General features: G+C 64.8%; 5 protein-coding genes and 2 pseudogenes. 1 reads left to right on the top strand and 6 read right to left on the bottom strand.

The window, feature by feature from the left end; genetic code table 11:
* Positions 1–565: pseudogene (locus ENN83_RS06265) on the top strand (poly-beta-hydroxybutyrate polymerase); the annotation flags it as partial.
* 69 nt (positions 566–634) lie between these two features.
* On the opposite strand, the gene ENN83_RS06260 reads toward ENN83_RS06265, so the two are convergent.
* The 6 genes and pseudogenes from ENN83_RS06260 to ENN83_RS06235 form a co-directional block, all read right to left on the bottom strand.
* Complete coding sequence (locus ENN83_RS06260; RefSeq protein WP_287185286.1) at positions 635–1,879, bottom strand: phenylacetate--CoA ligase family protein; 1,245 nt, start codon at positions 1,877–1,879, stop codon at positions 635–637.
* Between the two features lie 61 nt (positions 1,880–1,940).
* Positions 1,941–2,765 (bottom strand): ABC transporter ATP-binding protein, encoded by an 825-nt coding sequence (locus ENN83_RS06255; protein ID WP_287185284.1) that lies wholly within the window; start codon positions 2,763–2,765, stop codon positions 1,941–1,943.
* A gap of 71 nt (positions 2,766–2,836) precedes the next feature.
* Positions 2,837–4,117, bottom strand: a complete 1,281-nt coding sequence (locus ENN83_RS06250) for an ABC transporter substrate-binding protein (RefSeq protein WP_287185282.1) — start codon at positions 4,115–4,117, stop codon at positions 2,837–2,839.
* Positions 4,118–4,187: 70 nt separating this feature from the next.
* Positions 4,188–5,264, bottom strand: coding sequence for a branched-chain amino acid ABC transporter permease (locus ENN83_RS06245; protein WP_287185280.1), 1,077 nt, complete (start codon positions 5,262–5,264; stop codon positions 4,188–4,190).
* A 1-nt stretch (position 5,265) separates the two neighbouring features.
* Positions 5,266–5,511, bottom strand: a complete 246-nt coding sequence (locus ENN83_RS06240; RefSeq protein ID WP_287185278.1) for a hypothetical protein — start codon at positions 5,509–5,511, stop codon at positions 5,266–5,268.
* 2 nt (positions 5,512–5,513) lie between these two features.
* Positions 5,514–6,341: pseudogene (locus tag ENN83_RS06235) on the bottom strand (branched-chain amino acid ABC transporter permease); the annotation flags it as partial.
* Between the last annotated feature and the right edge of the window lie 116 nt (positions 6,342–6,457).

The raw sequence follows: 6,457 nt of genomic DNA, 5'->3' as shown, positions 1-6,457 counted from the left end.
TGCGGTGCGCCGCTACCTTCTGGGCGAGGACGAGCCGCAATTCGATATCTCGGTCTGGAACGCCGACGCGACGCGGATGCCCGCGCGGATGCATTCGGATTATCTGCGCGCCCTGTTCATGGAAAACCGCCTGACTGCGGGGCGGTTCGCTGTCGACGGCCGGGTGATCGCGCTCAAGGACATCGCTGCGCCGATGTTCGTCCTGGGCACCGAGAAGGACCATATCGCGCCCTGGCGTTCGGTCTACAAGGCCACGCTGTTCACCGAGAACGAATTGACCTTCGCGCTGACCAGCGGCGGGCATAATGGCGGCATCCTGTCCGAACCCGGCCACAAGGGACGACATTACCGGATCGGACACCGCACCCGGGACGAAAACTATATGGACCCCGACAGCTGGTTCAAGAACCATGCCTTGCAGGAGGGGTCGTGGTGGCCGGAATGGGTGGCGTGGCTGGCCGCCAGGAGCACGGCCGAACAGATGCCGCCCCCCGCAATGGGCGCACCCGATGCGGGTCTGCCGCCGCTGGATCCGGCGCCGGGAAGCTATGTGTTCCAGACATAGCCGGGGGTTTCACCCCCGGACCCCCGAGAATATTTCGGGCCAGAAGAAGGACAGGGCGCGGCGGCGGGATCACCCGTAGCTGCGCCGGTCGTCGATCACCTTGCCATCATTCGGCAGGCTGCCCGGGGCGACGAGTTCGACCTTGCCCCAGAGCTTGAGCACCGCCGCGACGCTGGCCTCGTAGGGGGCGGGGTCGATCGCCGGGGTTTCGATCTGCACGGTCATCGTGTCCATCTCGCCCTCGCGCCCGGCGATCACGCGGGCGCGCGCAATCTCGGGGTGGCGGGCCACAAGGTCGGCAACCTGTTCGGGACGGACGAACATGCCCTTGATCTTGGTGGTCTGGTCCGCGCGCCCCATCCAGCCCTTGATGCGCATGTTGGTGCGCCCGCAAGGCGAGACGCCCGGCAGGACGGCCGACAGATCGCCGGTGGCGAAGCGGATCAGCGGGTAATCGGGGTTCAGCGAGGTCACGACCACCTCGCCCACCTCGCCATCGGGAACCGGATCGCCGGTGCCGGGGCGGACGATCTCGACGATCACGCCCTCGTCGACGATCATGCCCTCGGGCGGGCTTGCGGGAAAATCGGGGGACGGGCTTTCATAGGCGATATTGCCCAGATCGGCGGTGGCGTAGCATTGCAGGCAGGCGATGCCGCGATCCGCGTATTCCTGACGCAGCGATGGGAACAGCGCGCCGCCCGACACAGCCGCGCGGGTGATCCGCGACAGATCCAGCCCCATCTCGTCGGCCTTGTCGAGGATCACCTTCAGGTAATCGGGCGTTCCCGCATAGGCCGTCACGCCAACATCATGGGCGGCGCGGGCCTGCAACTCGGTCTGGCCGGTCCCGGCGGGCAGGACCGCCGCCCCCACCGCGCGGGCCGCGTTCTCGAACATCATGCCCGCGGGCGTCAGGTGATAGCCAAAGCAGTTCTGCACGATGTCGTCCTGCCCGATCCCGCAGGCGTGGAGGAACCGCCCCAGCCGCCACCAGTTGGTCGACACGCGGCCGGGTTCGTAGATCGGTCCCGGCGACTGGAACACATGGTCGAAGCCCGACGCCGGCCAGACGGTATAGCCGCCGAAGGGCGGATGTGCGGATTGTGCGCCGCTGAGCGCCGACTTGCGCAGGACCGGCAGCCGGGCCAGCGCCGCCCGGTCGCGGATCGCATCCGGGTCGGCCTCGGCCAAAGCCGCGGCATAGCCCGGCAGGGCCTTCGCGGCGGCGATCTGCGCGGGCAGGCACCCGGCGAGAGAGGCGGCGCGCGCATCGGCGGAACGGGTTTCGAGATCGTCGAAATGAGCGGTCACGGCAGGTCCTTCGGGTCGCTGGAGACGGTCGGCGCGAGGCGGCGTCGGACCGGGGACGAAGTCAGCTCAGCCACCGCTTGCGCCGCCGGTAAGAGCGCACGTCGCGGAAGCTCTTGCGCCCCGTATCCGACATGCCGAGGTAGAATTCCTTGACGTCGGGGTTCTCGCGCAGGTCGGCCGCGGGGCCGTCCATCACGATGCGGCCCGATTCAAGGATATAGCCGTAATGGGCATAGCGGAGCGCGACATTGGTGTTCTGCTCGGCCAGGAGGAAGGTCACGCCCTCGTTCTCGTTCACCGATTTCACGATTTCGAAGATCTGTTCGACAAGCTGCGGGGCAAGCCCCATCGAGGGCTCGTCCAAGAGGATGGTTTCGGGGCGGGACATCAGCGCACGCCCGATCGCCGTCATCTGCTGTTCGCCACCCGAGGTATAGCCCGCCTGGGATTTCCGCCGCTCCTTGAGCCGCGGGAAATAGGTATAGACCATTTCGAGGTCGGCAGCGATGGCGGCCTTGCCGTCGCTGCGGGTATAGGCGCCGGTCATCAGGTTTTCCTCGACCGTCAGGTGCTCGAAGCAATGGCGCCCTTCCATTACCTGGATCACGCCCTTCTTGACCAGATCGGAGGGGCTGAGATCCTGCACCCGTTCGCCGCGATAGAGGATCGAGCCCTTCGTCACCTCGCCCCGTTCCGAGCGCAGAAGGTTCGAGATCGCCTTGAGCGTCGTGGTCTTGCCCGCCCCGTTGCCTCCCAGAAGCGCGGTGATCCCGCCCTTGGGCACCGTGAGCGACACGCCCTTCAGGACGAGGATCACATGGTTGTAGATCACCTCGATATTGTTGACTTCGAGAAGCGTCTCTTGCGTGCGGCCTGCGTCGAGCATCCCCAGGCGGTCCTTGTCATTTGCCGATGGCCCGGCGCGGGCGGCAGGACCCGCGCCGGGAAAGTGTCACGTCACTCGCAGCGCAGCGACAGGTTGTTCTCGCTGGCATAGGCCATCGAATCCTGTTCGACGAGCGGGGCGATCACGTCCTGATCGGTCGCGATGTAGTCGGTCAGCGCGATCCATCTGCCCTCGGCGGCGTTCCATTGCTGCACGATGCCCATGCCCGAGCCGCCATGAGCTTCGCAGGAGACGCTGAATTCCGGACCGATCCCGGGGGCGCCCAGCGCCTCCATCATCTCGTTGGTCATTTCCAGCGCCTCCATACCGTCGCGCATCATCGCGGCGGTGATATCGGCGGTGCCGTGGATCTCCTGCGCCTTCTTCGCCGCCTCGACCGCCAGCATCGCGGCATACATGCCGCGAGTGTAGAGCACCTTGCCCACGTTCGAGCCGTCGCCCGCAGCCAGACCCTTGCCATGGACATGAGTGCGGATGTCCTCGAACACGGGGAAATCGGCGATCCGGTTCAGGTTCAGCGACTTGTAGCCGTCGGCGGCGGCGCCTGCGGGGGTCACGTCATGCTCGGCGCCCGCCCACCAGTTGCCGATGAAGTTCTCCATCGGGAAGCGGATATTGGCGGCTTCCTGCACGGCGACCTGGTTCATCACGCCCCAGCCCCACATCAGAACGACATCGGGCCGTTCGCGGCGGATCTGCAGCCATTGCGACTTCTGTTCCTGTCCGGGGCTGTCCACTGGAAGCAGCGACAGGCTGTAGCCATGCTTGGCGGCCAGCGCCTCAAGCGTCGGGATCGGCTCCTTGCCATAGGAGGAGTTGTGGTAGAGAAGCGCGATCTTCTTGCCCTCGAGGCTGCCGCCATTCTCGTCCAGCAGGTAGTTGATCGCCACGGAGGCGGCGTCCCAGTAGTTCGCCGGGTAGTTGAACACCCATTCGAACACCCTGCCATTCGTCGCCGAGGTCCGGCCATAGCCCATCGTGTGCAGCGGGATCTTGTCGGCCGAGACCTTCGGGATCAACTGGTAGGTAATGCCGGTCGAGAGCGGCTGGTAGATCAGGGCGCCTTCGCCCTTGGTCGCCTCGTAGCACTCCACGCCCTTTTCGGTGTTGTAGGCGGTTTCGCACTCGATCACGCGCGCCTTGACGCCCCCGATGCCGCCGTCACGCTCGTTCACCAGGGTGAAATAGTCCTGGTAGCCGTCCGAGAACGCGATGCCGCCCGCCGCGAAAGGCCCGGTGCGGTAGCTGAGATCGGGGAACACGAGATCGGCCAGAGCCGGGCTCGCGGCCAGCAGCGCGCCGATGGCGGCGGATGCCAGTTTCAGTTTCATGTCGTCTCCTCCCATTGTTTCAGTCCGTTGCCGGGTTGCCCCGGTCCTCGCGCGTTTCCCCGCCCCCGCACTAATACGGAAACGGCCATAGCCTGAGTTTTTCCTTGGCGATCCGCCAGAGCTGGGCGATCCCGTGCGGCTCGGCGATCAGGAACACGATGATCAGCGCGCCCACGATCATCAGTTCGATATGGGCGGCCAGATCAGTGGGCCAGCCCAGCGTGCCGACCAGCACGTTCTTGAGCAGGACCGGCAACAGCACCAGAAAGGCCGCACCCGCGAAGCTGCCGAAGATTGAGCCCAGTCCGCCGATGATGATCATGAACAGGATCAGGAACGATTTCTGGATGCCGAACGCTTCGCCGACCTCGACCGCGCCCAGATAGACGGCGAAGAACAGCGCACCCGCGATGCCGATATAGAAGGACGATACCGCGAATGCCGTCAGCTTGGCCTTGAGCGGGTTGACCCCGATAATCTCGGCGGCGATGTCCATGTCGCGGATCGCCATCCAGGAACGCCCGATCGAGCCCCGCGTCAGGTTCCGTGCCACCCAGGCAAGCACCACGACGAAGAGCAGGCAGACCAGGTATTTCGCCCAGGCCTCGGTATTGGGGCCGGTGACCGCGATGCCGAAAACGGTGCGTTCAGGGGCCGAGATCTGGCCCGAGGCCGAGTAGTTGTAGAACCACGGCACCTTGTTGAAGAGCCAGATCAGGAAGAACTGCGCGGCCAGCGTCGCCACCGCGAGGTAAAACCCCTTGATCCTGAGAGAGGGCAGACCGAACAGCACCCCCACCGCGGCCGTGATCCCGCCCGCCGCGATGATGTGCAGCACGATGTTCACGTCGGGAAAGGCGGTCATCAGCTTGTAGCAGGCATAGGCCCCCACCGCCATGAATCCGCCGGTACCCAGGCTGACCTGACCGCAATAGCCGGTCAGGATGTTCAGCCCGATCGCCGCGATGGCATAGACCAGGAACGGCACCAGCAGCGCGTTGGCCCAGTAGCTGTCGATGAAGAACGGTACGACCGCCAGCGCGACCACAAGCACGGCATAGTAGCGGTAGCGGTCGAACCTGATCGGAAAGGTCTGGCTGTCGTCCCGGTAGGACGTCTTGAAGTCGCCGGCCTCGCGATAGAACATGTCAGGCGATCTCCCTCGTGAACCGGCCGCGGCGCGGTGCGTGCAGCGCCTCCGGGCGCACGCCCTCGCGGCGCAAGCCGACGACGCGCACCCAGCACAGCATCCCGGTCAGGAAGCCACCGAAGGCAAGCAGCGCATAGGTTGCGGGCATCCAGGCCGCGTCGTTCAGCGACCCCACGGCCAGGAACGAGAAGACGTAGAAGAACCCCCATCCGATGACGCAGGCAATGGCAAAGAACTTCTGCATGGTCAGACCCTTTCGATGATCTTCTCGCCGAACAGGCCCTGTGGCCTGAACACGAGGAAGACGAGGGCGAGGACATAGGCGAACCAGTTCTCGGTCGCGCCGCCGATCATCGAACCGATGGTGAACTCGAACAGCTTTTCACCCACCCCGATGATCAGCCCGCCGACGATGGCGCCCGGGATCGAGGTGAAGCCGCCCAGCATCAGCACCGGCAGCGCCTTGAGCGCGATCAGCGACAGCGAGAACTGCACCCCCGACTTCGCGCCCCACATGATCCCCGCAACCAGCGCGACGATGCCCGCGATGGACCACACCAGAACCCAGATGAACCGCAGCGAGATGCCGACCGACAGCGCCGCCTGGTGGTCATCGGCGACCGCGCGCAATGCCCGGCCCTGCTTTGAATACTGCGAGAAGATCGTGAGCGAGATCACCAGAACCGCCGCGACCAGCGCCGCCACGATATCCAGCTTGTCGATGAAGAAGCCGTAGAAGCCGTCGCCCCCCAGCACGGCGGACGTCTCCTCGACCCATTCGCTGGCGCCCTGGGGCAGACCCACATCCAGCGTCTTGACGTCGGCGCCCCACATCACGTCGCCCAACCCCTCGAGGAAATAGGCCAGACCTATGGTTGCCATGAACAGGATGATCGGTTCCTGATTGACCAGATGCTTGAGGATGAACCTCTCGATCGCGATGGCCAGCAGGATCATCACGCCAATCGTCAGGGCGATCGCCAGGAAGGTCGGCATCGTCCAGCCGAAGTAATGCACGTTTGTGCCGAACGCCGCGTTGATCAGATGCGCAAAGGGTATCTGCCCCTTCTGCAGTATCCGTCTTGATCAAGCGGTTTTTTCAACCCAAGTCCGGTCGGCTTTGACAAGCGCGTTTGCCATTTCGATGAGCTTGCGCATGATGACAACGATAGCGACCTTGGCGGGTTTTC

Source organism: Rhodovulum sp. (assembly GCF_011048875.1).
GTDB lineage: Bacteria > Pseudomonadota > Alphaproteobacteria > Rhodobacterales > Rhodobacteraceae > Rhodovulum > Rhodovulum tesquicola.
This window is presented reverse-complemented; position numbering and strand designations above follow the sequence as displayed.

What these genes read in the sequence shown, in the direction of transcription:
- ENN83_RS06240 (WP_287185278.1), bottom strand. Translation starts at nt 5,511, where the DNA reads ATGCAGAAGTTCTTTGCCATTGCCTGCGTCATCGGATGGGGGTTCTTC.
- ENN83_RS06245 (WP_287185280.1), bottom strand. Translation starts at nt 5,264, where the DNA reads ATGTTCTATCGCGAGGCCGGCGACTTCAAGACGTCCTACCGGGACGAC.
- ENN83_RS06255 (WP_287185284.1), bottom strand. Translation starts at nt 2,765, where the DNA reads ATGCTCGACGCAGGCCGCACGCAAGAGACGCTTCTCGAAGTCAACAAT.
- ENN83_RS06250 (WP_287185282.1), bottom strand. Translation starts at nt 4,117, where the DNA reads ATGAAACTGAAACTGGCATCCGCCGCCATCGGCGCGCTGCTGGCCGCG.